This is a genomic window from Streptomyces sp. NBC_00433, assembly GCA_036015235.1.
Lineage (GTDB): Bacteria > Actinomycetota > Actinomycetes > Streptomycetales > Streptomycetaceae > Actinacidiphila.
The window spans coordinates 6,437,885-6,464,317 of sequence record CP107926.1; the positions used below are offsets into that span (position 1 = coordinate 6,437,885).

The following is a 26,433-nucleotide window of genomic DNA, read 5'->3' on the forward strand; positions in this document are numbered from 1 at the left end:
GGGAATCAGTCCTCCGCCGACAGGAAGCCGTTGCGCCGGCGCATGAGCAGTGCGGTGAAGGCCATCGCCAGCACGAAGAGCACCAGGGCGATGACGCACGCGGAGCCGTAGTCGAAGCGCTGGAAGCCACGCTCGTAGACCAGCTGGGGCAGGGTCAGGGTCGACTTGTCCGGGTAGCCGGGCTCGAACTGCTGGCCCGAATTGCCGATGATCCCGGAGGCGACCTTTCCCGCCACCAGCGGCTGCGTGTAGTACTGCATGGTCTGGATGACCCCGGTGACCACCGCGAACATCACGATCGGCGAGATGTTCGGCAGCGTGACGTAGCGGAACCGCGCCCACGATCCCGCGCCGTCCAGCTCGGCGGCCTCGTACTGCTCCTTGGGCACGTCGAGCAGCGCGGCCATGAAGATGACCATCAGGTCGCCGATGCCCCACACCGCCAGGATGGTGAGCGCCGGCTTGGACCAGCTCGGGTCGGTGAACCACCCGGGGGTGGGGATGCCGATGTCGCCCAGGATGTGGTTGACCGGGCCGGTGCCGGGGTTGAGCAGGAAGACGAAGGCCATCGTCGCGGCGACCGGCGGGGCCAGGTAGGGCAGGTAGAAGGCGGTGCGGAACAGCCCGGCGCCGGTCCTGATCCTGGTGATCAGCAGGCCCACGCCCAGGCCGAAGACGACCCGGAGCGTGACCATCACCAGGACCAGCCACAGGGTGTTGCGCAGGGCCGGCCAGAACAGCGGGTAGTCCTTGAAGACGTAGGACCAGTTCTTGGTGCCGGTCCAGGTCGGCGGATTCACCCCGTTGTAGTGCATGAAGGAGAAGTAGACGGTGGAAAGCAGCGGGTAGGCGAAGAAGACGCTGAAGCCGATGATCCAGGGCGACAGGAAGGCGAGGTTGCGCAGCGCCGCCTTGCGGCGTCTGGCCCTCAGCAGGGGGTGGACGGCGGCGCTCATCACTTGGCCTGCGCGATGTCCTTGTCGACCTGCGTGTCGACGCCCTTCAGCCCGCTGGCGAGGTCCTTGGACTTGCCCGACTCGTAGGCGTAGCCGAAGTCCTGCAGCGTCACCTGGTAGGCGCCGCCGTTGACGCTCGGCGGGGTGGTGGTGCTGTTCGGGTTCTGCGCGATGTCCAGGAAGGTCTTGAAGGACGGGTCGGGGTCGAGGTTCGGCGACTTGAGCGCGGCCAGCGTCGAGGGCACGTTGTGGATCGCGTTGGCGAAGGAGACGACCGCGTCGGTGTCGGTGGCCATGAACTTCACCAGCTCCCAGGCCGCGTTCTTCTTGGCACTGGTGTTGGCGATGCCGATGATCGTGCCGGACAGGTAGCCCTTGCCGTAGGTGTCCGCCTGGTCGTCGGGCACCGGGAAGGGCGCCACGGCCAGGTCGTTCATGCCGGCGTCCTTGGCCATGCCCGCGCGCCACTCGCCGTCGATGCCCATGGCGACCTGGCCGGTCTGCAGCGGGTTCTTGGCGCCGAATTCGTCACCGAAGCCGGAGCGGTACTTCTCCAGCTTGGAGAAGCCGCCGAGCGCCTTGACCATGTCCTGCTGCCAGGTGAACATCGCGGCGAATCCGGGGTCCTCGGCGACCTGCGACTTGCCGGCGGCGTCGAAGTACTTGACGCCCCACTGCGCGGCGATGTGCATCGGCGTGGACTCGTAGCCGTGGAAGTCCGGCATGAAGCCGAGCTGGGAGTAGGAGTCGCCGCTGGACTTCGTCAGTTTGACCGCGTCCTGCTTGAACTCGCTGAGGGTCTTCGGCGGCGACGCGATGCCGGCCGCGGCGAATTCCTTGGTGTTGTAGTACAGCCCGTACGCGTCGCCCAGCAGCGGCAGCGAGCAGCGCTTGCCCTCGAACTGGGTGTATTCCAGCATCGGCTTGGGGAAGGTCGCGGCCGGGTCGATGTTCGACTTCTGCAGGAAGGGCGCGAGGTCGGCGAAGGTGCCCGACGAGCAGAACTGGCCGACGTTGTCGGTGGTGAAGGAGGACACGACGTCCGGGGCCTTCGAACCGCCCGCCCGCAGCGCCTGGTTGATCTTGTCATCGGTGATGTTGCCCTGCACCTTGACGTGGATGTTGGGGTGCGCCTTCTCGAACCTGGCGACGTTGTCGTTGATCGCCTTCAGCTCGTTGGGCGCCGACCAGCCGTGCCAGAAGGTGATGGTGACGTCCTTGCTGGCGTCGTCGCCGGCCGAGGTGGTGCTCTGGCCGGTGCACGCGCTCGCGAGCAGGGTGATCGCGGCGCTCGCCGCCACGGCGGCTGCCGCCTTGCGTATACGGGACACTGCTCTTTACCTCCGGGGTACGAGGGTGGGCGAGGGTGTGCGGTGCCGTCGGAGCGGCGCTCGGGTGCCGTTCCGCCGGGTGGTGGGGGTGGTGCGGTCAGCGGGAGGTGTCGAACACCTCGTCGCGGGTGGTGGCGAGCGCGCTTTCCAGCGCGCCGCTCAGGACGGGGTGCATCTGGACGGTGCCGAGCACCAGCCGCGGCCGGGGCACGGCCAGTTCGGCCAGCTCCGACTGGATGAGGGCGCGCAGCGGCTCGCCGCCCGCGACGGCGACGTCGCCGGCCAGCACGATCAGCTCCGGGTCGAGCACGGCCACCACGGAGGCCAGGCCGACCGCCATGCCGGTGGCGCAGCGGGCGAGCAGTTCCGCGTACGGACCCGTGCCGCCCGGCTCGGACTCGCCGTGGGCGGCGGCGGCCTCGCCCAGTACCGTGGCGGCGGCGTCCGGCAGCGGGGCGTCGGGGATGCCGATGCCCAGCTCCCTCGCGTGCCGCAGCACCGCGTTGCAGCCGGCCAGCTCCTGGAAGCCGCCGTTGTTGGTCCTGGTCACGTTGCGGACCAGCGGGGTGCCGGGCACCGGCAGGAAGCCGACCTCGCCGGCGCCGCCGGTCCATCCGCGGTGCAGGCGGCCGCCGATCATCAGGGCGGCTCCGATGCCCTCCTCGTTCCACAGCAGGACGAAGTCGTCGTGGCCGCGGGCCGCGCCGATCCGCTGCTCGGCGACGGCGGCGAGGTTGACGTCGTTGTCGTACTCCAGCGGCATCGGCAGGGCGGCGGCCAGCTCGTCGAGCAGCGCGGGGGAGTGCCAGCCGGGCAGGTGGCTGGCATAGCGCAGCCGCCCGGTGCTCGGGTCGAAGGCGCCGGGGGTGCCGATGACGCCGCGGTGCAGGTCGGAGCGGCTGAGGCCGGCGGCCTTCGCCGCGCCGTCCAGTGCCTGGACGACCTGCTCGACCGCGCTGCCGGCCCGGTGGTGCGGGGTGGGCAGCCGGAAGGAGCCGACGGTGCGTCCGGTGATGTCGGCGACCGCGGCCCTGATGCGCTCCGTGGTCACGTCGAGGCCCGCGACATGGGCGGCGGCCGGGTTGACCGAGTAGAGCTGCGCGTTCGGCCCCGGGCGGCCCGCGGTGGTGCCGGTGGCCAGCACCAGCCCCGCCGCCTCCAGACGGGCCAGCAGCTGCGAGGCGGTGGGCTTGGAGAGGCCGGTGAGCTTGCCGATCCGGGTCCGGGAGAGCGTGCCGTGCTCCAGCAGGAGGTCGAGGGCGGCGCGGTCGTTCATGGCGCGCAGGACGCGCGGCGTACCAGGTGTGCCAGGTGTGCCAGCCATGCGCGCCATCCTCCCTCAGTTCACTGTTAGGAAAGTTTCCTATTGGCAAAACGAAAGGTAGGCCCGGCGTCAGGGGAGCGTCAAGGGGTGCAGAAGGCCGTGCGGCCAAGTCGTTATCTACCCGTGGGGGGCCCGTCCGTAGACGGCCCCCCACGGGTGAAGCCGGGGCGCCGCGCGCCTCAGCGCGGGCGTGCGCCCTCAGTGCTCGCCGGCGGCCGGCGGCGGTACGGACGCGGCGCGCTGCGCGGGCGCCGGGCCGTTCTCCTCGGCGCCGTCGGCGACCGGCGCGCCCTCGGCGGCCACCGCCGCGGGGTCGGTCACCGTCGCGGCGGGGGCGCCGCCGGCGATCACGATGCCCTCCCGGTCGAAGGCCCGCTTGATCCGCCAGCGCAGCTCCCGCGCCACCGGCGCCGCCTGTCCGGGCATCGTCCTGGCCTGCACCTGGAGCACCACGAATTCCGAGCCCACCGACTCCAGGCCGAGCATCTGCACCGGCTCCCACAGGAACTCGTCCCACGGGTCTTCCTTGCCCATGGCGTCCGCGGTCTCCACGATCACCGCACGCGCCCGGTCCATGTCCTCGCCCACGCCCACCTGGACGTCCACCACGGCCGTCGCCCAGCCCTGGCTGAGATTGCCGATCCGCTTGACCTCGCCATTGCGCACGTACCAGATCTCGCCGTTGTCGCCGCGCAGCTTCGTCACCCGCAGGCCCACCTCGACGACCGTGCCGGAGGCCACGCCGGCGTCGATGACGTCGCCGACGCCGTACTGGTCCTCAAGGATCATGAAGACGCCGGACAGGAAGTCCGTCACCAGGTTGCGCGCGCCGAAGCCGATCGCCACACCGGCGACGCCGGCACTGGCCAGCAGCGGCGCCAGGTCGATCCGCAGCACCGACAGGACGGTCAGCGCCGCGGTGCCCAGGATGACGAACGACGCCACGCTCCTGAGCACCGAGCCGATCGCCTCGCTGCGCTGCTTGCGCCGCTCCGCATTGACCAGCAGACCGCCCAGCGCGGTCGCGGCCGCGGCCTCCGCACCCCGGTTCATCCGGTCGATGAGCCGGCTGATGGTGCGCCGTACCGCCGAGCGCAGGACGATGGCGATCACCAGGATCAGCAGGATCTGCAGTCCGGCGTTCAGCCAGTCGGCCCAGTTGTCGTCCACCCAGCTGCCTGCCTGGGAGGCGGTGCGGGACACGCTGTCGAGTGGGGCGGCGGCGGGGGGCGTCGCGGTGGACACGGGCAGGAACCTCCGGAGTGTACGAAGCCTCCACAGTAACGAAGTACCGATGCTGTTCCGTTGCCCCGCCGGAGGAGCGGAAGGCCGCCGGACGGGGGAGAAAAAGGGAAGGGGCGCCTGATGGAGGAGCAGCGGTGTGGTCCAAAACACTCTCGGTCGATTACCCGGGCATGGTGGCGCGGCGCCCCGCCTTCCGGAGAGACTGAGACAGATCGTCCCGGCGCGAGCCACGCGCCGCCGGCGTTAAAGGAGGCATCCGTGCCGCATGTCCTGGTCCTGAACGCGTCGTACGAGCCGCTCGGCGTCGTACCGCTCCGCCGCGCGCTCGTCCTCGTGCTGAACAACAAGGCCGTATGCCTAGAGGAATCCGGCGCCTATCTGCACAGCGAGACACAGGCGTTGCCCGCGCCCAGTGTCGTGAAACTCACCAAATTCGTCCGCGTCCCCTTTCGCGGCACCGTCCCGCTGACCCGCAGGGCGCTCTTCGCCCGGGACGGCGGCAGGTGTGCCTACTGCGGGGCCGCCGCCACCAGCGTCGACCATGTCATCCCGCGCAGCCGGGGCGGCCAGCACGCCTGGGAGAACGTGGTGGCGGCGTGCAGGCGCTGCAACCACGTCAAAGCCGATCGCCATGTCGCCGAACTGGGCTGGCGGCTGCGCCATCAACCGGCGCCGCCCTCGGGACTCGCCTGGCGGATCATCGGGACCGGGCACCGGGACCCGCGCTGGCTGCCATATCTGCAACCTTTCGGCGCGGATGACGCCCTGGCCCGGATCGACGGCATATCGGCCTGAGATCCGGGCCTTCGTGCGTCACGGGGTGCCCCGCCCACCGGGCGGCCGGGTCATCCCGTGACGGCGTATGCCTCGATGCCGTACAGCGAGTAACCGTAGGCGGTGGCCCTGCGCACTCCCTGCACCCGGACGAAGACGGCCTGCTCCGCGCCGTCCAGCCATACGGTCTCGCGTCCGCCGCCGCCGTCCGCCACGGTGGCCGCGGTGTGCCAGGTCACGCCGTCGGCGGAGGTCTGCACCTCGTAGCGCGCCGCGTACGCGTCCTGCCAGTGCAGCACCACCTCGCCGACCCGGGCGGGGGCCGCGAGCCGCACCTGCACCCAGGCCGCGTCGTCCACCGGTGAGGACCAGCGGGTCGCCGGGTCGCCGTCGGCCACCGCGGCGGCCGGGAAGTCCGCGGTCTCGTCGCCCGACGACGAGGCGACAGCGCCGGGCACCAGATCCGGACCGCCGGTCGGCGGATGCACCCGCACGGTGACGATCCGCTCCGCCGTCCGGCCCGCGACCGTGAAGCGCACCGGCATGGCGTACGTCCCAGGAGCGGTGCCGGGCGCGACCGACACGGTCAGCGGCAGCCGTACGGTGCCGCCGCGGCGCAGCGGCAGCGGCGCCCCCGGCACCCCCACGGCGACCGGGGCGCCCGCGGGCCCGGTCGCGGACGCCGACACCGCGAGGTCCCTGGGCAGCCCCGAGGCCACCGACGCGGTCATCTCCACCGCCGGTCCGCCCGCGGCCGCGTCGACCTGCGGCTCGTCCAGGGTGACGCGGGGAGGGGCGGCGAACCACGGCACGACCTCGCACACCCCGCGCCCGTCGGACAGCCGCACGGCGTCCACCAGCGCTCCGACACGCAGCTCCGTCCAGTCCCCGCCCAGCACGCCGACCCGCCGCCAGCCGCCGCCCGCGGTGTGCGCCTCGACCGAGACGGGCTCGGCAAAAGGCGGTGCGCCCGTGGGGACAGGTGACGGCACTCCCATGGCGGCGACCGTGAGCGTGTCCAGCTGCCGGGCGCCGCCGAAGTCCACGGTCAGCGGGCCGCTGCCGGCCGACGTCGACAGGTCGCCGTCCACCGCGGCGGACGCGTGGTCGGGTCCGGCCGCCGACATGGTGACGGCGCCGCTCACCGCCACGGCGAACTCCCGTACGGTCACCGCGCCCGGCTGGCCCTCGACGGCCCGCAGCCGCACCCGGCGGACCTTCGTCCCCGCGGGGAAGCGCGCCGTGACCACCGGCTGGTCGCGGTATTCGCCGACCCGGCGCCAGCCGGTGCCGTCGTCCGCGGAGACTTCGAGGACCGCGTCGTGCAGGAAGTCGTCCGAGCCGCTGCCGTCGCCCATCGCGATCCGCACCGAGGCGACGTCCCTCGCCGTGCCCAGGTCCACGCCGAAGGCGTCGTCGGGGCGCGGCGGCGCGTCGCTCGACCAGGCCGTGGCGTCCCTGCCGTCGACCATCGCCGCGGGGTCGGTGCCGCGGCCCGAGGCCATCGACGTGGTCGCCGTGCGGCCGTCGGCGCCGAGCCCTGCCCAGGCGTCGGAGTCGTCCACCGCGCCGGTCAGGAAGTCGTCGAGCACGGAGCCGCCGACCGTCGCCGTGCCCTCCGCGAGCGCCGTGCGGTCGCCGTCCAGCGCCTGCCGGGCCTGCCAGGCCGCCGCGCCGTCGCCGCGGGCCTGCGCCGACAGCAGGTCCACCGCGTGCTCGCCCGCCGCCCCGTAGAGCGACAGCCGGTCGAGCCAGGGCCGCACCTCGTCGCCGAAACCGCCGCCGGCCAGGCCGTCGAGGCGGTCGGGCGCGGTGCGCATCACCGTGAAGGCCGCCCGCAGCTCGCGCGCCGCGGCCGCGAGCCGCTGCCCGCCCGAGCCCGCCCCCGCCGGCAGTGCGGCGCGGAAAGCGGCGATCAGCGGGCGCAGATACGCCGACTCCTCACCGCCGAGCGCCGACGACGACTCGTTGCCCGCCAGGGCGCGCAGCGCCGCCCTGGTCGCCCCGTCGGGACCCGCCAGGTCGTCGATCGCGGCCTGCCAGGACGCCTGGGGGTCGTAGCCGGTCGGATTCCAGGCGAAATCCGCGGCGGTGAACAGCGCGATACGCGACGCGGCCGGCTGCTGCATCGCGCTCGCCAGCAGCCCGGCCGACGCCGTCGCCACGGCCGGCTGCCGCCCGGTGTACGGGCCGAGGAAGAGCCGGTCGGCCGCGAAGTCGTTGACCGGGTAGTTGTCCACGGTCAGCAGCGGGTGCCGCAGCGCGGCGTCCACGGCCGCCACCTGGTCGCCGGTGATCCGGCCGGGCACCACCCCGACGCCGGTCCACGCCACCTCGACCCGCGGGTCGAGGGCCTTCGCCAGCGCCGTGCGGTAGTCGGTGGCGCCGTCCTGGTAGAACTCGGTCGGCAGCAGCGACACCGCCGCGGCGGCGGTGCCGTGACGCCCGGTCAGGTACGCCGCCGCCGCGTTCACCACCTTCGCCTGCGCCCGGGCGGCGGCCTGCGGCCCGCTGCCGAAGGCGCGGGAGTCGGCGGAGCAGTGCCACTCGCTGTAGCTGACGTCCTGGAACTGGAACTGGAAGGCGCGGACACCCAGCGCCCACATCGCGTCCAGCTTGCGCTGGAGCGCCCTCCCGTCGGCGGCCGAGGAGAAGCACAGGCTCTGGCCGGGGGCCAGCGCCCAGGCCAGCGTGACGTGGTCCTGGTCGGCGCGGGCGGCCAGCGCCCGGAAGTCCGCGCGCCGGTCCGCCGGGTAGGGCTCGCGCCACTGCTCCTGGCGGTAGGGGTCGTCGCCGGGGGAGTACAGATAGCGGTTCTGCTTGGTCCGCGCCATGAAGTCCAGCTGCGCCAGGCGCTGCTCCTGCGTCCAGGGGACGCCGTAGAAGCTCTCCGCGATGCCGCGGACCGGGGCGGCGGGCCAGTCGCGGACGACGACCGGCGCGAAGCCGGTGTCCCTTCGGTGGGCGGCCGTCAGCTGACGCAGCGTCTGGGCGGCGTGGTAGAGGCCGTCGGCGCCCACGCCTTGCAGCGCGACGGTGCCGCCGCTGACGGCCAGCCGGTAGCCGCCGTCGGGGAGGTCGCCCGCGGGCGGGGCGCCGAGGGCGGCGAGCCGGCTCTCGGCGGGGGCGCCGGCGTAGACCGTCAGGCCGGGGCCGGGGCCCGCCGCGCGGACGACGTCGCGGGCGCCAGCCGAGTGGAGGGTCTGCTCGACCAGGTCGAGGGCGGACGGGTCGGCGGCCGCGTCCGCGACGAGGGTGACCTGCGGGGTGACCCGGGCGAAGTCGCCCTGGCGGCGCAGGAGCTGGGGCTTGGGATAGACGGCGGGCGCGGTGTCCGACTGGGTCACCGGGGCGGAGGCGGGGGCGGTGGGTGCCGTGGGGGTCGGCTGGGCGGAGGCGGGGGTCTGCCCGAGCCAGCCGCCGACGACGGTGGCCGCCAGGGCGACGGCCGAGGTCCTACGCAGCAACGGGGTCCTCCCTGCGGCCATGCGCGCGACGCCGGACGGCGAGCCCATCACTCCCGCCCGCCCTGTGTCAACGGGTCCCCCGCGTCTCCGGTGGCCGCGAGCGCGGAGGCGCCGGTGAGTTATCCACAGGGCTTCCGCGAGGGGCGGGGGTGACGTGCGAGGATGGTCGTCTCACCTGACGAGAAGGAGTGGCCCACCGTGCCTGGTACGAACCTCACGCGCGAGGAGGCGCAGCAGCGGGCGGCTCTGCTGACTGTGGACGGCTATGGGATCGAGCTTGACCTGAGCGGCGCCCAGCAGGGCGGCACCTTCCGGTCGCGGACCACGGTGCGGTTCGACGTGGCCGGGGACGGCGGGGCGAGCTTCATCGACCTGGTGGCGCCCGAGGTGCACGAGGTGGTGCTCAACGGGACGGCGCTGGATCCGGCCGAGGTCTTCAAGGACTCGCGGATCGCGCTGGAGTCGCTGCGGGGCGGGCGCAACGAGCTGCTGGTGGTGGCCGACTGCGCCTACACCAACACCGGTGAGGGGCTGCACCGGTTCGTCGACCCGGTGGACAAGCAGGCTTATCTGTACACGCAGTTCGAGGTGCCGGACGCGCGCCGGGTGTTCGCGAGCTTCGAGCAGCCCGACCTGAAGGGCACCTTCGCCTTCACGGTGACGGCGCCGCAGGGCTGGACGGTCATCTCGAACTCGCCGACGCCCGAGCCGTCGGCGGACGGGGTGTGGACGTTCGAGCCGACCCCGCGGATGTCGTCGTATGTCACCGCGCTGATCGCCGGTCCGTACACCTCGGTGCACGGCAGCTGGGAGGGCGGCGGCCGCAGCGTGCCGCTGGGCGTCTACTGCCGGCCCTCGCTGGCCGAGCACCTGGACGCGGAGGCGATCTTCGAGGTCACCCGGATGGGCTTCGACTGGTTCCAGGAGAAGTTCGACTACGCCTACCCGTTCGCGAAGTACGACCAGCTGTTCGTCCCGGAGTTCAACGCGGGCGCGATGGAGAATGCCGGCGCGGTCACCATCAGGGACCAGTACGTCTTCCGGTCGAAGGTGACCGACGCGGCGTACGAGATGCGGGCCGAGACGATCCTGCACGAGCTGGCCCACATGTGGTTCGGCGACCTGGTCACCATGGAGTGGTGGAACGACCTGTGGCTGAACGAGTCGTTCGCCACCTACACCTCGATCGCCTGCCAGGCGCACGCCGAGGGCTCGCGCTGGCCGCACTCGTGGACGACGTTCGCCAACACGATGAAGACCTGGGCCTACCGGCAGGACCAGCTGCCCTCGACGCACCCGATCATGGCGGAGATCAACGACCTGGAGGACGTGCTCGTCAACTTCGACGGGATCACGTACGCCAAGGGCGCCTCGGTGCTCAAGCAGCTGGTCGCGTATGTGGGGATGGACGAGTTCTTCGCCGGAGTGCAGGCCTACTTCAAGCGGCACGCGTGGGGGAACACCCGGCTGGCCGACCTGCTGGGCGCGCTGGAGGAGACCTCGGGCCGCGACCTCAAGGCCTGGTCCAGGGCGTGGCTGGAGACCGCCGGCATCAATGTGCTGCGGCCCGAGATCGCGGTGGACGCCGCGGGCGCCCTGACGTCCTTCGCGGTCCGGCAGGAGGCGCCCGCGCTGCCCGCAGGGGCCAAGGGCGAGCCGGTGCTGCGGCCGCACCGCATCGCGGTCGGGCTCTACGACCTGCGGGACGGCGTGCTGGTGCGCACCGACCGCATCGAGCTGGACGTGGACGGCGAGCTGACCGAGGTGCCGTTCACGGCGGGCACCCGCCGCCCCGACGTGATCCTGCTCAACGACGACGACCTGTCCTATGCCAAGGTGCGGCTCGACGAGCAGTCGCTCGCCGTCGTCCGCGACCATGTGGGCGACTTCACCGAGTCGCTGCCCCGCGCGCTGATCTGGGCGTCGGCCTGGGACATGACGCGGGACGGCGAGCTGGCCACCCGCGACTACCTGGAGCTGGTGCTGCACGGCATCGGCAAGGAGACCGACATCGGCGTGGTGCAGTCCCTGCACCGCCAGGTGAAGCTGGCCCTCGACCTCTACGCCGACCCGGCGTGGCGGGAGACCGGTCTTGCCCGCTGGACCGCCGCCGCCCAGGAGCACCTGGCGGCCGCGGCCGGCGGCAGCGACCACCAGCTGGCGTGGGCGCGGGCGTTCGCCGCGACCGCCCGCACCCCCGAGCAGCTGGACGTCCTCGCCGGGCTGCTGGACGGCACGGTGACCTACGAGGGCCTGGCCGTCGACACCGACCTGCGCTGGGCGCTGCTCAACCGGCTCGCCGCGACCGGCCGCGCGGACGACCGGGCGATCGACGCGGAGCTGGCCCTCGACCCGACCTCCGCGGGCGAGCAGCACGCCGCGGCGGCGAGGGCCGCCCGGCCGACCGAGGCGGCCAAGGCCGAGGTGTGGTCGACGGTCGTCGAGGCCGACACCCTGCCGAACGCGATGCAGGAGGCCGTCATCGGCGGCTTCGTGCAGACCGACCAGCGCGAGCTGCTCGCGCCGTACAGCGAGCGGTATTTCGCCGCGATCAAGCAGGTGTGGGCGGACCGCAGCAACGAGATGGGCCAGCAGATCGTCGTCGGCCTCTTCCCGGCGCTCCAGGTCTCGCAGGCCACGCTGGACGCGGCCGACGCGTGGCTGGCGAGCAACGAGCCGGTGCCGGCGCTGCGCCGGCTGGTCGTCGAGTCCCGCGCGGGCGTCGAGCGCGCGCTGCGCGCCCAGGCCGCGGACGCCGCGGCCGGCTGACCGCGGGGTGGGGGTTCCGGGCGCCGCGTCCCGGGACCCCTGGCCGGGTCGCGGGCCAGTCTTTCCCGCACCAGGAGCGCGGCAACCGGCCGCACACGTAAGTCCCCTCCCGCCGGGCCCCGTACCGCCTACCCGCGCGCGGCGGTGCGGGGCACCGCGGCCGCCGCGGGTGCCGGTGCGGGGTGCGCGGCGGTCTGCGGGCGGCCCTGCCGGACGGAGGCCCGGCCCGGGAGGTTGACGGCGTCGGCGGGCAGCAGTCGCTCCAGGCGGAGCAGCAGGGCCGAGGCGCTCAGCGCGGTGCCGACCAGCAGCAGCCAGGGGAGCCGCGCGTCGGCCGCGGTCAGCGCGGTGAAGAGGGACGGGGCCAGGATCGAGGCCAGCGACCAGGACAGCTGATAGGCGGCCATGTAGCGGCCGCGCAGCGACTCGGGGGCCGCCGCGACGGCCAGCGAACTCGCCGCCGGATTGTGCACGGTCTCGGCCACCGTGTAGAGGGTGACCAGCGCGAGCAGCAGGCCCGCCGTGGCCCAGCCGGCCTGCGGGCGTACGGTCGCGAGCAGCGCGAGCCCGGCGAAGGACGCCGCGAAGATCAGCCCGCCCAGTGCCGCCGACCGGGTGCGGCGGGCGCCGCTGCGGCGGCCCAGCCGGGCGATGTGGACCCCGCCGACCGCGCACAGCACCGTGTTGAGCGTGAAGGCGGCGCCGGTCAGCGACTGGGCGCCGTGCAGCGGCCCGGCGATGAAGAGCGGGAAGAGCACCGCCAGTGCCGAATAGCCCAGGGCGGTGAGGAAGTTGGCCCCGGTCAGGGCGAGGAAGGGGCGGTCGGCGAAGACCACGCGGTAGCCGGCCCCGCCTGCGGCGGGCGCCGGCTGCGCCGCCGGGCGGGCAGGCGCCTTCACCCGCCGCATCAGCAGCCAGGCGACGGCGAAGCTCGCCGCGTTCAGCCAGGCAGCGGCGACGAAGCCGCGGTCGCCCGCGAGGGTGACCACCAGGGAGGCGAGCAGCGCGCCCGCGCCGAGCCCGCCGTTGCGCAGCGCGCGGGAGGCGGCCTGCAGCCGGTCCCGGTCGGCTCCGGCGGCGAACTCGCCGATCCAGGACTGCTGCACGGCGGGGAAGGCGCGGTCGCCGAAGGCCGTGCCGAGGGCGACGGCGGCGAAGGCGGGCAGCGCCGTGGCGAGCGGATACAGCGCGAAGCCGGTGCCCCGCACCCCGTAGAGCACCAGTTGCACCCGCCGGGCGCCGTATCTGTCCACGGCGGCGCCCGCGAGCGGCAGCGCTGCCATGCCGATCAGGCCGACCGCGGTGAGCACGGCTCCGACCACGGCGAACGACAGGCCGGTGATGTGGTGGAAGAAGACCAGGCTGAAGGGGACGTACATCCCGGAGCCGACCGCGTCCACGGCCATCGCGCCGAGCATGGCCTTCTCGCCCGGCAGGCGGGTGGCGGTGGCGTGTGTGCGCGTCGGCAGCATGGCGGTCCCCCGTAAGTAGGTCGGCAGTAACTAGCTTAGTGCTAAGTGGCTTAGCGTCAAGCGAGTGGCTTGCGACGGAGCGTACGGCGGCCGATACTGGGGGAATGGACGCGGATGCGGTGGACACGATCACCGGGCAGTGGGCCGTGGAGCGGCCCGAACTCGACACTCTCGCCATGGCCGTCTTCGGCCGGGTCTACCGCGTCGCGCGGGCGATGGGGGACCGGATGGAGGCGGAGTATCTGCGCTACGGCATCGGGCGGGGGGAATTCGACGTGCTCGGCACGCTGCGGAGGTCGGGGGCGCCCTACACGCTCTCGCCGCGCGAGCTGTCCGCGACGCTGATGCTCACCACCGGGGGCATGACGGGGCGGCTCGACAAGCTGGAGCGCGCCGGACTCCTGGTAAGAGCACCGGACCCCCACGACCGGCGCGGGCTGCGGGTCTCCCTCACCGAGCGCGGCATCACCGTCGTCGAGGAGGCACTGGTCGCCGGGCTCGCCGTGCAGCAGGCCGCGCTGTCCGCGCTGGAGCCGGACGAGGCGGAAGTCCTTGCCGGACTCCTGCGGCGACTGCTGGCCGCGTCGCAGTGAAACCCCGGCGGGGGCCAGCGGTCTGACGTACCGTCCCGGCCGAACGCGCGATTCCCCGCGCCCCGGAGAACCGCCCTGGCGGGCGGAAGGGGAGCGGGGGTGGCGACGCGGCCGGGAGGGTCAGCCCTGCTGCTGCTTGCGGGTCTTGTCCGTGGCCATGACCAGGCCGGCGATGATGCCGAAGAGCACCAGCGGAATGGCGACGAAGAGGCCGAGGGTCTGGATGACACTCAGACCCGAGCCCGGGTCGTCGCCGTCGTCGCGCGTGAGGGCGAACGCCGGGGACGACAGCAGGAGCATCACGGTGGTGGCCGCGGTGACGACGCCGGCGCGCATGACCTTCTTGTTGAGCTTCTTGTCCACGTGGCCAATGTAGTGACCGGCTCCGGAGCACGCGCGCCCGGGGGTGCTTTAGGGTTCGCCGGCCGGGTGGAGGGCGCGGCGGACCTCGTCGGCCAGGGTGTGCAGGCGCCGGGACGCGGCGAGCTGTTCGAGAGTGAGGGGATTCCCCTCGGGGTCGGCCACCGGGAGCCGCCAGTTCGGGTACTGGTCCCAGGTGCCCGGCAGATTCTGCGGGCGGCGGTCGCCGACACCGTCGGGGAGCCACACGCCGACCATCCGGGCCGGGGTGGCGGCCAGGAAGCGGTGCACGGCCTTGACGACGGCCTCCTCGTCGGCCGCGCCCTCGGGCAGCAGCCCGAGCCGGCCGAGCAGCGCGATCCACTCGGCGACCTCCGCCGCGTCCTCGGCCTGCTCCTGCTCCAGCGGCCTGGTGAGCAGCCCGAGCCGGTGCCGCAGCTCGACGTGCTCGCCGGTGAGCCGGGCGGCGGTGCTCGGCAGGTCGTGGGTGGTCGCGGTGGCCAGGCAGGCCTCGCGCCAGGCGGCAGGCGGCAGCGGACGGCGGTCGGCGTGCTCGCCCTCGTAGTCGCGTTCGAACCACAGGACGGAGGTGCCGAGGATGCCGCGGTCGGAGAGCTGCTGCCTGACCCCGGGCTCTACCGTGCCCAGGTCCTCGCCGATGACGACCGCGCCGGCCTCGTGCGCCTCAAGGGCCAGCAGGCCGAGCATCGCCTCCGGGTCGTAGCGCACATAGGTGCCCTCGGTCGGCGGGCGGCCCTCGGGCACCCACCACAGCCGGAAGAGGCCCATCACATGGTCGATCCGCAGCCCGCCGGCATGCCGCAGCATCCGGGCGATCAGGTCGCGGTACGGGGCGTAGCCGGTGGCGGCGAGCGCGTCGGGGCGCCAGGGCGGCAGGCCCCAGTCCTGGCCGCGCGCGTTGAAGGCGTCCGGCGGCGCCCCCGTCGACATGCCCCTGGCCAGCACGTCCTGCATCGACCAGGCGTCGGAGCCGGCCGGGTGCACACCGACCGCCAGGTCGTGCACCACGCCGACCGGCATCCCGGCGTCCCGTGCGGCCCGCTGGGCGGCGGCCAGCTGGCTGTCCGTCAGCCAGCTCAGCCAGCTGTGGTAGTCGACCCGCTCCAGATGCCGGCTGCGCAGCCTGGCGACCTGGGCGGACCGCGGGTCGCGCAGCCCCGCGGGCCACTTCTGCCAGTCGGGCCCGTGCAGTTCGGCCAGCGTCGACCAGGTGGCATGGTCGTCCAGCGCCTGGCCCTGGGCGGCCAGGAAGTCGGCGTAAGCGGCCCGCCTGCCGGGGCTGAGCGGCACCTCGCGCAGCAGCTCAAGCGCCTGCGCCTTCAGCTCCCACACCGCGTCCCGGTCGATGAGCGTGCCCTTGAGCAGCACGTTGTCCCGCAGGGCCGCGGCCTTCACCAGCAGCCGAGCGGCCTGCTCGCGGGCGTCCCTGGACAGATACGCGTATTCGGGGACCTCCTCGACCCGCAGGTAGACCGGATCGGGGAAGCGCCGTGAGGAGGGCCGGTAGGGCGACGGGTCGGTCGGGTGTCCGGGCACCGCCGCGTGCAGCGGGTTGATCTGGACGAAGCCGGCGCCCAGCGCCCGCCCCGACCAGGCCGCCAGCTCCGCCAGGTCGCCGAGGTCGCCCATGCCCCAGGACCGCTGGGACAGCGTCGAATACAGCTGCGCCATGAAGCCGAACGTCCGCTCCCGCGGCCCGCCGACCCGCTCCGGCGCCACCACCAGGTCACCCCTGGCGGCCCGGCCGTCCGGGGCCGCCGCCCGCAGCACATAGCGCCCCGGCGCGTGCGGCACCCCGTCCAGCCGCTCGCCCGCCGCCGTCTCGACGCTGATGTCGGTGCCCTCGGGCAGGCCGGTCAGCGGCTGCCCGGCGCGCAGCACCGTGCACGGCGCCAGCAGGCGGTGGGCGGTGCGCAGTTCGTACGCCGCCAGCGCGTCCCTGACCGCGTGGGGCGTGGACGCGTCCACCCCCAGGGCCGCCAGCACGGCCACCACCGTCTCCTCGGAGACCCTGACCTCCTGCCCGGGCGCCGGGTGGTACGTCACATCCACGCCGTGCAGCGTCGCGAGCCGTGCCCGGTCCATCAAGCCTCCGCCTTCTTCGGGCTTTCATCCGGTCGATCCCAGAGCCCTACCCCTTCCGGGATGTGCCACACCCGCTGCGCTCGGTGACGGCGGGGTTGTCCCCACCCCTGGGAGGGCGGCGGGCGCCATGGTTCACCCGGTCGGCACTCCGTAGCCTCGTGGACATGGCGGCAACCGGCGCCCCAGCTGTGGAACTCCGCTCCCTGACCCGCACCTATGGCCGCGGTGAAGCGGCCGTCCACGCGCTGCGCGGGATCGGCCTCGCGCTGCCACGCGGCAGCTTCACCGCGGCCATGGGGCCGTCGGGCTCGGGCAAGAGCACGTTCCTGCAATGTGCGGCCGGCCTCGACCGGCCGACCGGCGGCGAGGTCCTGCTCGGCGGCGAGCCGATCACCCGCCTCCGGGTCACCGACCTGGCCGGCTACCGCGCCCAGGCCGACCGCGACCTCGAACTCAACGCCTGGGCCGACCGGGTGATGGCCGCGGTCCTCGGCGGCTTCGCGGCGGTCGCCGCGGCCGAGACGCTGGTCATGACGGTGCTCGACCGGCGCCGCGAGGTCGCGCTGCTGAGGCTTGCCGGGACCACCCGGGTGCAAGTGCTGCGCATGCTGCGGGGAGAGGCTGCGCTCGTGGCCGTCGTCGGGCTGGCTCTCGGGTCCGGGATCGCGTGGATTCACGCTCGTGCCCATCGCTCGCGGCCTCACCGGGGCCGCTCCCTATGTCCCCCCGGGCACCGCGGCCGCCCTCGCGGGCGGCACCCTCCTTCTCACCCTGGCCTCCACGGCCCTCCCGGCCCGCGCCATCCTCCGGCGCCACCGTTGGCGCGCGGTCGCCTTACGCCTCTCCCGCCGTCGTGGCCGGCCGCGCAGTTCCCCGCCACTCCCTGCGGGGTGCTGTCACGGATTCCACAGTTGCGCTGTGTGGGTGGCTTGTCGCGCAGTTCCCCGCGCCCCTGGGTGGGTGCCACTTGCTGTTGCGTTCACAGTTGCGGTCCGCTCTGGCCGGCCGCGCAGTTCCCCGCGCCCCTGTGGGCCCGCGTCCTCCTGCGCCAGGCGGTTGCCCCTGGCAGGGGCTGGGCTCTCCGCAGAGGGGCACGCGTTTTTCAGGGGCGCGGGGAACTGGGCGACAAGCCCCCACCGGGCCGCAGGGAGGGCCGTACCGGCACCTCGCAGGGACGCGGCACCCGGGGGGACGGGCACGGGCCCGTTCCCCCGGGTGCACCCCGGTCAGGGGGTCGTGGAGGTGATGATGACGCTGCCCGTGCCGGCCGCAGTGCCGCCGGCGTCGAGGAGCTGGACCTGCCCGAAGAGCTGCCGCCCGGCAGGCGCCTCCGCCGCGGCGAGGACGGTCGCCGAGACCGGCACCGTGGCACCGTGCGGAAGGTTGACGGGCGTGGACGTGTCGACCGTGACCTGGCCGAGGGCGGCCGAGTAGTAGACGTCCTCGTAGGAGTAGGTCGTCGAGCCGGACGGCACGGAGTATCCGTCCACCTCGAAGGTGTACGTGCCGGGCGCCGGGTCGGCGAGGCTGACCGCCTCCTCCGCGTCACCGTCGGCGGACTGCGCGATGAGCACACCGTCGAGGTAGACGTAGAGGTCGAGGTCGGCCTGCTGGTCGGAGGGCGACCCGATGGAGACGTCGAGACGCGAGGCACCCGGGCCGAGCGTCAGCGTCGTCGTCTGGGCGTCGCCCTCGGCGATGGTCGGTGTGGCCGTGAGGGCCGAGCCGAGCGGCCCGCCGCTCAGGGAGCCGCCGCTGATCGGCGCGAAGCGGTTGGTGACGTTCCAGCTCACCGGCGCCGGGGTGCCGACCTGGGCCGTGGGCAGGGTCTGCACGGCCGGGTCGAAGGCCGCTCCGAGGAGGGAGGCGGTGAGCACGTACGGGTTGTCGAGCAGCGGCGAGGTGCGCCGGGCCTCGACCTCGATCTCCCACACGCCCGGCAGCGGGTCCGCGTAGGAGCGCAGGTCGGGGCGGCAGGTGTTGGCGGGGTTGTTGTAGTTGGGGTAGCAGTCGGGGGTCTGGGTGGAGTCCAGCGGCACACCGTAGGGGTGCATGGAGATGAACCTGGTCTGGCTGCCGGGCTTGAGGCCGCCCATGGCGACTTCGAGCGAGGTCGCGCCGGCCGGGACGGTGAGGAAGTACGAGCGGGTGCTGTCCCGCTGGATCGTCCCGGAGCGGGTCAGCGTGTAGGACGGGCTCGCGATCGGCGTGGAGACGACGACGGCGGCCGATATCTGCGTGTCGGTGCCGTGGGTGAGCGGGTCGTCCACGTTCAGCAGGGCGCTGTGCACCCCGGCGGACCGCGGCTTCGCGGTGACCTTCACGGTGACCGGCTTGTTCAGCGGCAGCACCACCAGCGGGCTGGCGACGGAGAAGGTGCCGTCGTTGTGCGCCCAGGTCAGGGTGTGCAGCAGGGAGTAGGCCGGCCCGCTGGTGCGGGTCACGGTGACGTTGTACGTGCGCTGCTTGCCGGCCGTCAGGCCGCCTTCGCGGTCGTAGACGCCGGTGCCGTACCCGGGGGTCAGCAGGTAGCTCGACAGCGCGGTGTCGACCGGCGCCTTGACGGTGTACGTGTCGGTGGTGCCGCCGCGCCGCAGCAGGTCCCAGGCGGGGCCGACGGCGACGAGTCCGGCGCCCTGGTCGACGGTCTGGAAGCCGGGGATGCTCTTGGCGGTGCTGACCAGCGCGGTGCGCAGCTGCGCCGGGGTGACCTTCAGGTGCTGCGCCTTGGCGGCGGACAGCAGCAGGGCCGCGGCTCCGGTGGCCTGCGGTGAGGCCATCGAGGTGCCCTGGAGCATGGCGTAGCCGGGCGGCAGGGTGTAGCCGGCCTCGGCGACGGGCGCGCCCGGCTCCCAGGTCGGCACGGAGTTGATGGCGGCGCCGGGCGCGGTGATGACGGGGGCGAGGCCGCCGTCCTCGCGCGGGCCGCGGGAGGAGAAGGGCAGCAGCGAGTACGGCACGGTGGTCTGCGAGCCGTAGTTGGCGGCCCAGGTCTCACGCGAGATGGACGCGCCGACGCTGAGGACGTGGTCGGCCAGGCCGGGGTCGCCTATGGTGTTGACGCCGGGGCCGTCGTTGCCCGCGGAGATCACCAGCTGCACCCCGTAGGTGTCGATCAGCTGCTTGTAGAGCAGGTCGCGGGCGCTGGCACCGTCGTTGAGGGCGCCGAGGCCGCCGATGGACATGTTGACGACGTCGACGTGGTGGTTGACCACCAGGTCGGTCATGCCCTCGGTGAGCGCGATGTTGGTGCAGCCGCCGCTCCAGGTGCAGGCCCGGGAGGAGACGATCTTCGCGCCGGGCGCGGCGCCGTTCATCTTGCCGCCGAAGAGCCCGTTGGCGGCGGTGATGCCCGCGACGTGCGTGCCGTGCTCGGACTGCACGACGCCGATGTTGACGAAGTCGGCCTTCTTGCCGACCCAGGTGCCCCCGTAGGGGTCCATCGGGACGTCCTTGCGGATCTCGATGGTGAAGGGGATCGACTCGGAGATCGGCGTGGCCGGGTTGTCGGTGCCGAAGTGGCCGATCTGGAAGCCGTCCTTGTACGGCTTCATGGCGGTGTCGTTGCCGAAGTCGCCGTTGTTGTCCAGGTCCAGCCGGACGGTGCCGGCGGCCGGGTCGTAGAGCACACCCCACACGTCGGTGGTGTCGCCGTCGCGGTTGAGGTCGCCGAGCATGTCGCCGCCCTTGGTGGCGGCCTCGGCGAAGGTGCTGAAGAGGTAGTTGCCCGCGGGCGCGGTCCAGGTGCGGCCGGACGCGGTGAAGGACGGCCCCGCGACGCTGGTGACCATCGCCCGCCAGGTGGCGTCGCTGTCGAGTATCGGGTCGGTCGAGGTGACCCAGTCGATGATCTTCCGCTCACCCGTGGTGGTCTTCTGCAGCGCCGGGTGGCCGACGTCGACGCCGGAGTCCAGGATGCCGATGGTGATGCCGCGCCCGTCGGCGGCGGGGTGGTCCTTGACGAAGTCCACCGCGCCGGTCTCGAAGGCCGGCTGGTACGGGTTCTTGGCGGGGGTGTTCTTGTCGGGGCCCGGGTAGGTGGCGGCGGGCTTGCCCGGGTGGTGCGACGCGGCGGCGGTGGTGTCGGCGGCCGGCGTCGGGTCGTCCAGCTTGACCTCCTGCTTGAGGTCGATGGCCAGCACCGAGGGCAGCTTCTGGGCCGCGCCGAGCGCCGCGTCCGCCTTCGCGGTGGGCACGGTGGCGCGTACGTAGCCGAGCTGGTCGTAGGTCTGGCCGACGCTGGCGCCCTGGGCATGCAGCCGGGAGGTGATCTCCGCGGTGCTGCCGGGCTTGCCGGCGATCATGAAGGTGACGTTCTTGTCGCCGTCCGCCTTGGCCTTGGCCAGCAGCGTGGCGTCGGCGGAACCGAGCTTGTCCGCCGCGTCCTTGCCGGGCTCGCCGGGGGCGTCCGAGCCGGTGGCGGGCGCTGTCGTGGGGGCGGTCGGGGCGGTGGGTGCGCTGTCGGCGACCGCCAGCGCGGGACCTGCGGCCGTCAACGCGGCGACCAGGCCCGCGGCGAGCGCGAGCCGGGCCGGGCGTCTCTTGCCTGGTATGTGATCGAGTGGCATGGGCATCCCTGTTCGGACCGTCGGGCGGGTGTTCGGAAAGCGGAACGTACGCCTCGTCACCCTGCCGGGAAAAGCCGCTCTTTGTGGTGCGTTGACCTTCTGTTGGGGCGTCGGTGACGTGTTTCCGCCAGTGCCGGACCACCGCAAAACCGCCCAAGAGCCACGGGGTCAGGCTCAGCGCGGGGATACCACGACATAGGCGGCGGGCAGTTGGTCCGCCGCGGCCACCAGCGCGGTACGCACCACGGCGGCCTGCTGCTCGGCGGCGTCGCGCAGCTTGGCCGCGGTCACGTGCACGAGCGTGATGCCCAGCGCTTCGAGCCGCTCGCGCTGCCGCACGCAGCGCGTCCACACCTCGTCGTCGCCGAACTCCGCTGCCTGCGGGCAGGTTTCGCCGCCGTCCCCGCGGTAAAGGGCGTCGCCGAAGGGATCGGCGTGGACATCGTCGAGTGCGCGGGTGTCAGCGGCGTCATCCAGGGCGAAGGCGCCGTCCACTGCCGAGCCGCCGTCCCGTGCCGCGCCGCGGCCCATTGCCGAGCCTCCCGGTGGCCGCCCGGCCCGCGGGTCGATCGCCAGGGCCACCGCGTGCTCGGGCCAGTAGGCGTCCACCGCGCCCAGGCGTGGACCGCCCGGCAGCCGCAGCTCCACGTTCCAGACCGGCTCCGGCAGTTGCCGTTCGCGCACCATCGCGTACAGCCGCTGCTCGGCCATGGCGCGCTCGGCGCCGCGCAGCGCCGTGACCGCCGCGGCGACCCGCGGGCGCTCCAGCAGGCCCGCGCCGGCCAGTTCGCGCAGGACGGCGGCGGCGTCGCAGTGCCCGCCGCGTACGGCCTCGGTCAGCAGCCGCCGTACGGTCTCGGGGTCGTCCAGGTGCGCGACGGCGTCGGCCAGGGCGCGCGGCACCGGGGCGCAGGGCAGGCCGGCCACCTCCTGCGGGCGCGGCAGGGTGCGGACGCGGTGCACGGCCACGTCGCCGGCGTCCCGCAGCCGCCGGTGGCGCGGCACCAGGACGTCGATGCGCGGCAGCCCCGGCAGCGGCGGCACGCACGAGAGGCCGTGCAAGGCGAGCGCGGCCAGGCCCGTGACCACGGCGTCCCTGCCGCCGCCGCGCGGCCCGTGCGCGTGCGGGTCGCGGCCGGAGTAGAGCAGCGCGGCCTCCAGCCGCTCCCGGCCGGTCGGCCGCCCCGAGCGCAGCAGGTACACCTGGGGGAGCACCTGCTGCCAGGGGCCGCCCGGCCGGCAGCGGGCGGCGACGGCGGCCGCGCCGACGCCGAGGTCGCGCAGCTGGTGGAGGGTCAGGACCCGCTGCTCGGCGGGCAGTCGGCGGTCCAGTGCGCGGGGGGTGCGGGAGTTCGTGTTCATGGCGACGTCGTTCCCGCCGCCCTGGCGGTCACTAACCGCTGTTACGCGCTCGTCGACAAAACGGGACAAGGCCGGGCTAAAGTCCGGATGTTCGGGTGCCGATCAGTGGAATTCCCCCGTTCGGGTGACGGGGGGCCGCCCCATCAGGCAGGACGGCCCCCCGTGAGCGGTCAGAGCGCGGCGCCGGGGCCTGCCGCCTCGGCCGCGCGGGTGTCGCACATCTGTGCGCGCGACGCCCGCGCGAGGTCGTCCCGCCCTTCGAGCACCAGGCGGCGCAGCGCGGGCGCGGCGTCCGGGTGGCCGTCCAGCCACGCGTCGGTGGCCGCCAGCGTCCCCGAAGGGTCCTGGAAGGCCGGGAAGAGCCCGGTGACCACGGCCATCGCGGTCTCGATCGAACGGGTCGCCCACAGCTGCTCCAGCGCCGCGAAATACCGCTCGGTGAACGGCGCGAGCAGGTCGCGCTGGGAAGCCTGCGCGAAGCCCGCGATGGTCGCCTCCACCAGCGCGTTGGACAGCGCGTCGGAATCCACCACGTCGGCCCAGGCCGACGCCTTGACCTCGGCGGAGGGCCGCGCCGCCAGGCAGCGCACCTCGTGCCGGTGGCCGGAGGCGGTGTCGTCCCTGGCCCGCTCGGCGGTGATCGCCGCCGTGTCGGCCGCGCCGCACGCGGCCAGCGCGCACAGGATGGTCCAGCGCAGCTCCTGGTCCACCGACAGGCCGTCGATCTTCGCCGACCCGTCGAGCAGCCCGTGCAGCAGTTGCAGGTCGGCGGCCGACGAGGCGACCGAGGCGAAGAAGCGCGCCCACGCCAGCTGGTGGCCGCTGCCCGGCTCGGCGAGCCGCAGCTCCTGCAGCGCGCCCTGGGCCAGCGCGGTCGCCGCCGCGTCGCGGCGCTCCGGCGCCACGTAGTGCGCCAGCGCGGTCCGCGCCTGGAGGTGCAGCGACTGGAGCACCCCGATGTCGCTCTCCCGGCCCGCGAAGAGCAGCACCAGGTCCAGGTAGTCGCCGGCCGGCATCAGCGCGTCCCTGGTCATGCTCCACACCGCCGACCAGGCCAGCGCCCGGGCCAGCGGGTCCGACAGGTCGCCCAGGTGGGAGCGCAGCGTGTCCAGCGAGGCCGGGTCGAAGCGGATCTTGCAGTACGTCAGGTCGTCGTCGTTGACCAGCACCAGGTCGGGCCGCGGGCGCCCTGACAGCTCGCCGACCACCGTGACCGGGCCCGTCGCGTCGGCCTCGGCCCGCGCGTACCGCTCCAGGGCGCCGCCCGGCATCCGCCGGTAGAGGCCCACCGCGAAGCGGTGCGGGCGCAGCTGCGGGTGCGCCGGGTCGTCGGCGGTCTGCAGCACGGTCAGCTCGGTGATGCGGTCCTCGGCGTCGACGAAGACCTGCGGTGTCAGCGAGTTGACGCCCGCCGTCTCCAGCCAGGCCCGCGACCAGGCCGGCATGTCGCGGCCCGAGGTCTCGGTGAGCACCGACAGCAGGTCGGCCAGCTCGGTGTTGCCGTACGCGTGCCGCTTGAAATAGCGCCGGGCCGCCTCCATGAAGGCGTCCTCACCGACGTAGGCCACCAGCTGCTTGAGCACCGAGGCGCCCTTGGAGTAGGTGATGCCGTCGAAGTTGAGCTTGGCGTCCTCCAGGTCGCGGATGTCCGCGACCACCGGGTGGGTGGACGGCAGCTGGTCGGCGCGGTAGGCCCACGCCTTGCGGCGGTTGGCGAAGGTGATCCAGCCCTCCGCATACTGCGTCGCCGCCACCTGCGAGAAGGCCGCCATGAAGTCCGCGAAGGACTCCTTGAGCCACAGGTCGTCCCACCAGCGCATGGTCACCAGGTCGCCGAACCACATGTGCGCCATCTCGTGCAGCACCACGCCGGCCCGGTGCTCGTACGACGCCCGCGTCACCTTGCCGCGGAAGACGAACTCCTCACGGAAGGTCACGCAGCCCGGATTCTCCATCGCCCCGATGTTGTACTCCGGCACGAAGGCCTGGTCGTACTTCCCGAAGGGATACGGGTAGTCGAAGGTGTCGTGGTAGAAGTCCAGGCCCTGCTTGGTGACGGTGAAGATCTCGTCGGCGTCGAAATGCCGCGCCAGCGAGCGGCGGCACAGCGCGCTCAGCGGGACGTCGAGGGTCACCTTGTCGGCGAAGGTGCGCGAGTAGTGGTCGCGCTCGACGTGGTAGGGGCCGGCGACGACCGCGGTGATGTACGTCGCGATCGGCAGGGTCGGGCGGAAGCGGGTGGTCGCGCCGCCGCCGTCCGCCGCGGCGGGCTCGCCGCCGGGCTCGGCATTGGACAGCACCGTCCAGCTCTCGGGGGCGGTCACCTGGAAGGTGAAGGGCGCCTTGAGGTCGGGCTGCTCGAAATTGGCGAAGACCCGGCGGGCGTCGGCAGGTTCGTACTGCGTGTAGAGGTAGACCTCGCCGTCCTCCGGGTCCTCGAAGCGGTGCAGGCCCTCGCCCGTACGGCTGTAGGCGCAACGCGCGTCGACCACCAGGGTGTTGCGCTCGGCGAGGCCGTCCAGGGCGATCCTGGCGCCGTCCCAGACAGCGGCGGGGTCCAGCTCCCGGCCGTTCAGCCGCACCGAGGCCACCTCGGAGGCGACGAGGTCGGCGAAGGACGAGGCGGCCGGGCTCGCGCACCGGAAGTCGATCACCGTGGTGGACCGGAAGGTGCGCTCCGCGCCGGCGGGCGCGGCACCGACCGCGGACCGCACGTCGAGCGCCACGTCGTAGCGCTCCACGGACAGGATCGCGGCCCGCTCGCGGGCCTCCTCACGGCTCAGGTTCTCGCCGGGCACGGGCGGCTCCTTCGTCTATGACCCCCGGAAACGGACACGCAACGCCTCGCATCCTTCCACGGTGGTACGACAGGAACGCGCCGACCAGCGCCTACGGTGAGGCCGCGGCGGGAATGCCGCCGCGCCGCCGCCGCGTTGTCGGTTGGAGGAGAGCGATGCAACGACCGAGGAGTACGCAGTGACCGCGACCGCCCCCGAGACCAAGACGACGCCGGCCGACTTCTGGTTCGACCCGCTGTGCCCCTGGGCATGGATGACGTCCCGCTGGATGCTGGAAGTCGAGAAGGTCCGCCCCGTCACCGTGCGCTGGCACGTGATGAGCCTGGCCGTGCTCAACGAGGACAAGCTCGACACCCTCCCCGAGGGATACGCCGACTTCCTGCGGGAGGCCTGGGGGCCGGTCCGGGTGGTGATCGCCGCACAGCAGCTGCACGGCGACGAGGTCGTCGGCCCGCTCTACGAGGCGCTCGGCACCCGCTTCCACAACCAGGAGCAGCCCAGGACCAAGGAGACCATCGCCGCCGCGCTCGAATCGGTCGGCCTGCCCGCCGACCTGGCCGACTACGCCGACAAGGACACCTACGACGCCGAGCTGCGCGCCTCCCACAAGGAGGGCATCGACAAGGTCGGCCAGGAGGTCGGCACCCCGGTGATCGCCGTCCCCGGAGCCGACGGGGAGCAGGTCGCCTTCTTCGGCCCGGTCGTCACCCCCGCCCCCAAGGGCGAGGACGCCGCGAAGCTGTGGGACGGCACGCTCCTGGTGGCGTCGGTCCCCGGCTTCTACGAGATCAAGCGCACCCGCACCGCCGGGCCCAGCTTCGAGTAGAGCGGTCGGGAAACATGGCACACCTGGGTCTGGTGGCCCTCGTCGTACGCGACTACGACGAGGCCATCGCCTACTACACGCGAGCGCTCGGCTTCGAGCTGCGCGAGGACACCGCGCGGGAGGACGGCGGCCGCTGGGTCGTCGTCGCGCCGCCCGGCGCCCGCGAGACCGGCCTGCTGCTCGCCCTGGCCACCACCGCGGCGCAGACCGCCAGGGTCGGCGACCAGACCGGCGGCCGGGTCGGGCTCTTCCTGAACACCGAGGACTTCGACGGCGACTACAAGCGGATGGTCGCGGCCGGCGTCGTCTTCGAGGAGGAGCCGCGGTACGAGCCGTACGGCGCGGTGGTCGTCTTCCACGACCTCTACGGCAACAGGTGGGATCTCATCCAGCCCGCGTGAGTTGGCGGAACCGCACAGTCGGGACGGCCTGGGCGGGTGCCGTACGCACCCGCCCCGGTCGCATGCCCGCGCGTGACGTGG

16 protein-coding genes and 2 pseudogenes are annotated in these 26,433 nt (G+C 73.3%); 7 read left to right on the forward strand and 11 right to left on the reverse strand.

Translation table 11 applies throughout. The features are described from left to right. Positions 1 to 5 precede the first annotated feature (5 nt). The 4 genes from OG900_27425 to OG900_27440 form a co-directional block, all read right to left on the reverse strand. Positions 6 to 956: a sugar ABC transporter permease gene (locus tag OG900_27425; GenBank protein ID WUH93475.1), complete on the reverse strand. Its 951-nt coding sequence runs from the start codon at positions 954 to 956 to the stop codon at positions 6 to 8. Beyond that, positions 956 to 2,287: an extracellular solute-binding protein gene (locus OG900_27430; GenBank protein WUH93476.1), complete on the reverse strand. Its 1,332-nt coding sequence runs from the start codon at positions 2,285 to 2,287 to the stop codon at positions 956 to 958. The genes OG900_27425 and OG900_27430 overlap by 1 nt, the downstream gene beginning before the upstream one ends. Positions 2,288 to 2,384: 97 nt before the next feature. After that, entirely contained in the window at positions 2,385 to 3,611 is a 1,227-nt protein-coding gene (locus OG900_27435) for an ROK family transcriptional regulator (GenBank protein ID WUH93477.1), read from the reverse strand. A gap of 198 nt (positions 3,612 to 3,809) precedes the next feature. Then, positions 3,810 to 4,856: a mechanosensitive ion channel family protein gene (locus tag OG900_27440; protein ID WUH93478.1), complete on the reverse strand. Its 1,047-nt coding sequence runs from the start codon at positions 4,854 to 4,856 to the stop codon at positions 3,810 to 3,812. Positions 4,857 to 5,114: 258 nt separating this feature from the next. Between OG900_27440 and OG900_27445 the strand changes: the two genes are divergently transcribed. Beyond that, positions 5,115 to 5,651 (forward strand): HNH endonuclease, encoded by a 537-nt coding sequence (locus tag OG900_27445; protein WUH93479.1) that lies wholly within the window; start codon positions 5,115 to 5,117, stop codon positions 5,649 to 5,651. Between the two features lie 50 nt (positions 5,652 to 5,701). Here the strand turns inward: OG900_27445 and OG900_27450 are convergent, their stop codons facing one another. After that, on the reverse strand, positions 5,702 to 9,118 hold the full coding sequence (locus OG900_27450) for a beta-N-acetylglucosaminidase domain-containing protein (GenBank protein WUH93480.1): 3,417 nt from the start codon (positions 9,116 to 9,118) through the stop codon (positions 5,702 to 5,704). Between the two features lie 177 nt (positions 9,119 to 9,295). Here OG900_27450 and pepN (OG900_27455) point away from each other — a divergent pair, with 177 nt between their 5' ends. Beyond that, a complete protein-coding gene (gene pepN, locus OG900_27455) occupies positions 9,296 to 11,866 on the forward strand; it encodes an aminopeptidase N (protein ID WUH95949.1) in 2,571 nt (856 codons plus the stop codon). A 128-nt stretch (positions 11,867 to 11,994) separates the two neighbouring features. Here the strand turns inward: pepN (OG900_27455) and OG900_27460 are convergent, their stop codons facing one another. Beyond that, positions 11,995 to 13,338: an MFS transporter gene (locus OG900_27460; GenBank protein WUH93481.1), complete on the reverse strand. Its 1,344-nt coding sequence runs from the start codon at positions 13,336 to 13,338 to the stop codon at positions 11,995 to 11,997. Between the two features lie 104 nt (positions 13,339 to 13,442). Between OG900_27460 and OG900_27465 the strand changes: the two genes are divergently transcribed. Next, positions 13,443 to 13,931, forward strand: coding sequence for a MarR family transcriptional regulator (locus OG900_27465; protein WUH93482.1), 489 nt, complete (start codon positions 13,443 to 13,445; stop codon positions 13,929 to 13,931). Positions 13,932 to 14,051: 120 nt separating this feature from the next. Here the strand turns inward: OG900_27465 and OG900_27470 are convergent, their stop codons facing one another. Both OG900_27470 and malQ read right to left on the reverse strand, forming a co-directional pair. Continuing rightward, positions 14,052 to 14,267 carry a hypothetical protein gene (locus tag OG900_27470; GenBank protein WUH95950.1) on the reverse strand — a complete coding sequence of 72 codons (216 nt, stop codon included), beginning with the start codon at positions 14,265 to 14,267 and terminating at the stop codon, positions 14,052 to 14,054. 75 nt (positions 14,268 to 14,342) lie between these two features. Continuing rightward, positions 14,343 to 16,397, reverse strand: a complete 2,055-nt coding sequence (gene malQ / locus OG900_27475; protein ID WUH93483.1) for a 4-alpha-glucanotransferase — start codon at positions 16,395 to 16,397, stop codon at positions 14,343 to 14,345. Positions 16,398 to 16,561: 164 nt separating this feature from the next. Here malQ and OG900_27480 point away from each other — a divergent pair. Both OG900_27480 and OG900_27485 read left to right on the forward strand, forming a co-directional pair. Beyond that, a pseudogene (locus OG900_27480) lies at positions 16,562 to 16,813 on the forward strand (ATP-binding cassette domain-containing protein). Further along, positions 16,802 to 17,210, forward strand: a pseudogene (locus OG900_27485) (FtsX-like permease family protein). Before OG900_27480 ends, OG900_27485 begins: the two co-directional pseudogenes overlap by 12 nt. 413 nt (positions 17,211 to 17,623) lie before the next feature. Here OG900_27485 and OG900_27490 read toward each other — a convergent pair. The 3 genes from OG900_27490 to pepN (OG900_27500) all read right to left on the reverse strand — a co-directional run bounded on the left by OG900_27490 (position 17,624) and on the right by pepN (OG900_27500) (position 25,125). After that, complete coding sequence (locus tag OG900_27490; protein WUH93484.1) at positions 17,624 to 20,965, reverse strand: S8 family serine peptidase; 3,342 nt, start codon at positions 20,963 to 20,965, stop codon at positions 17,624 to 17,626. A 174-nt stretch (positions 20,966 to 21,139) separates the two neighbouring features. Continuing rightward, on the reverse strand, positions 21,140 to 22,327 hold the full coding sequence (locus OG900_27495) for a hypothetical protein (GenBank protein WUH93485.1): 1,188 nt from the start codon (positions 22,325 to 22,327) through the stop codon (positions 21,140 to 21,142). 170 nt (positions 22,328 to 22,497) lie between these two features. After that, on the reverse strand, positions 22,498 to 25,125 hold the full coding sequence (gene pepN, locus OG900_27500) for an aminopeptidase N (protein ID WUH93486.1): 2,628 nt from the start codon (positions 25,123 to 25,125) through the stop codon (positions 22,498 to 22,500). 178 nt (positions 25,126 to 25,303) lie between these two features. Here pepN (OG900_27500) and OG900_27505 point away from each other — a divergent pair, with 178 nt between their 5' ends. Continuing rightward, a complete protein-coding gene (locus OG900_27505) occupies positions 25,304 to 25,951 on the forward strand; it encodes a DsbA family protein (protein ID WUH93487.1) in 648 nt (215 codons plus the stop codon). A 14-nt stretch (positions 25,952 to 25,965) separates the two neighbouring features. Further along, positions 25,966 to 26,352 carry a VOC family protein gene (locus tag OG900_27510; GenBank protein WUH93488.1) on the forward strand — a complete coding sequence of 129 codons (387 nt, stop codon included), beginning with the start codon at positions 25,966 to 25,968 and terminating at the stop codon, positions 26,350 to 26,352. Positions 26,353 to 26,433 lie beyond the last annotated feature (81 nt).

Coding starts and splice junctions, on each gene's coding strand:
- OG900_27450 (WUH93480.1), bottom strand. CDS start 9,118: ATGGCCGCAGGGAGGACCCCGTTGCTGCGTAGGACCTCGGCCGTCGCC.
- OG900_27470 (WUH95950.1), bottom strand. CDS start 14,267: ATGCGCGCCGGCGTCGTCACCGCGGCCACCACCGTGATGCTCCTGCTG.
- OG900_27495 (WUH93485.1), bottom strand. CDS start 22,327: ATGAACACGAACTCCCGCACCCCCCGCGCACTGGACCGCCGACTGCCC.
- OG900_27460 (WUH93481.1), bottom strand. CDS start 13,338: ATGCTGCCGACGCGCACACACGCCACCGCCACCCGCCTGCCGGGCGAG.
- OG900_27425 (WUH93475.1), bottom strand. CDS start 956: ATGAGCGCCGCCGTCCACCCCCTGCTGAGGGCCAGACGCCGCAAGGCG.
- OG900_27510 (WUH93488.1), top strand. CDS start 25,966: ATGGCACACCTGGGTCTGGTGGCCCTCGTCGTACGCGACTACGACGAG.
- OG900_27490 (WUH93484.1), bottom strand. CDS start 20,965: ATGCCACTCGATCACATACCAGGCAAGAGACGCCCGGCCCGGCTCGCG.
- malQ (WUH93483.1), bottom strand. CDS start 16,397: ATGGACCGGGCACGGCTCGCGACGCTGCACGGCGTGGATGTGACGTAC.
- OG900_27465 (WUH93482.1), top strand. CDS start 13,443: ATGGACGCGGATGCGGTGGACACGATCACCGGGCAGTGGGCCGTGGAG.
- OG900_27435 (WUH93477.1), bottom strand. CDS start 3,611: ATGGCTGGCACACCTGGCACACCTGGTACGCCGCGCGTCCTGCGCGCC.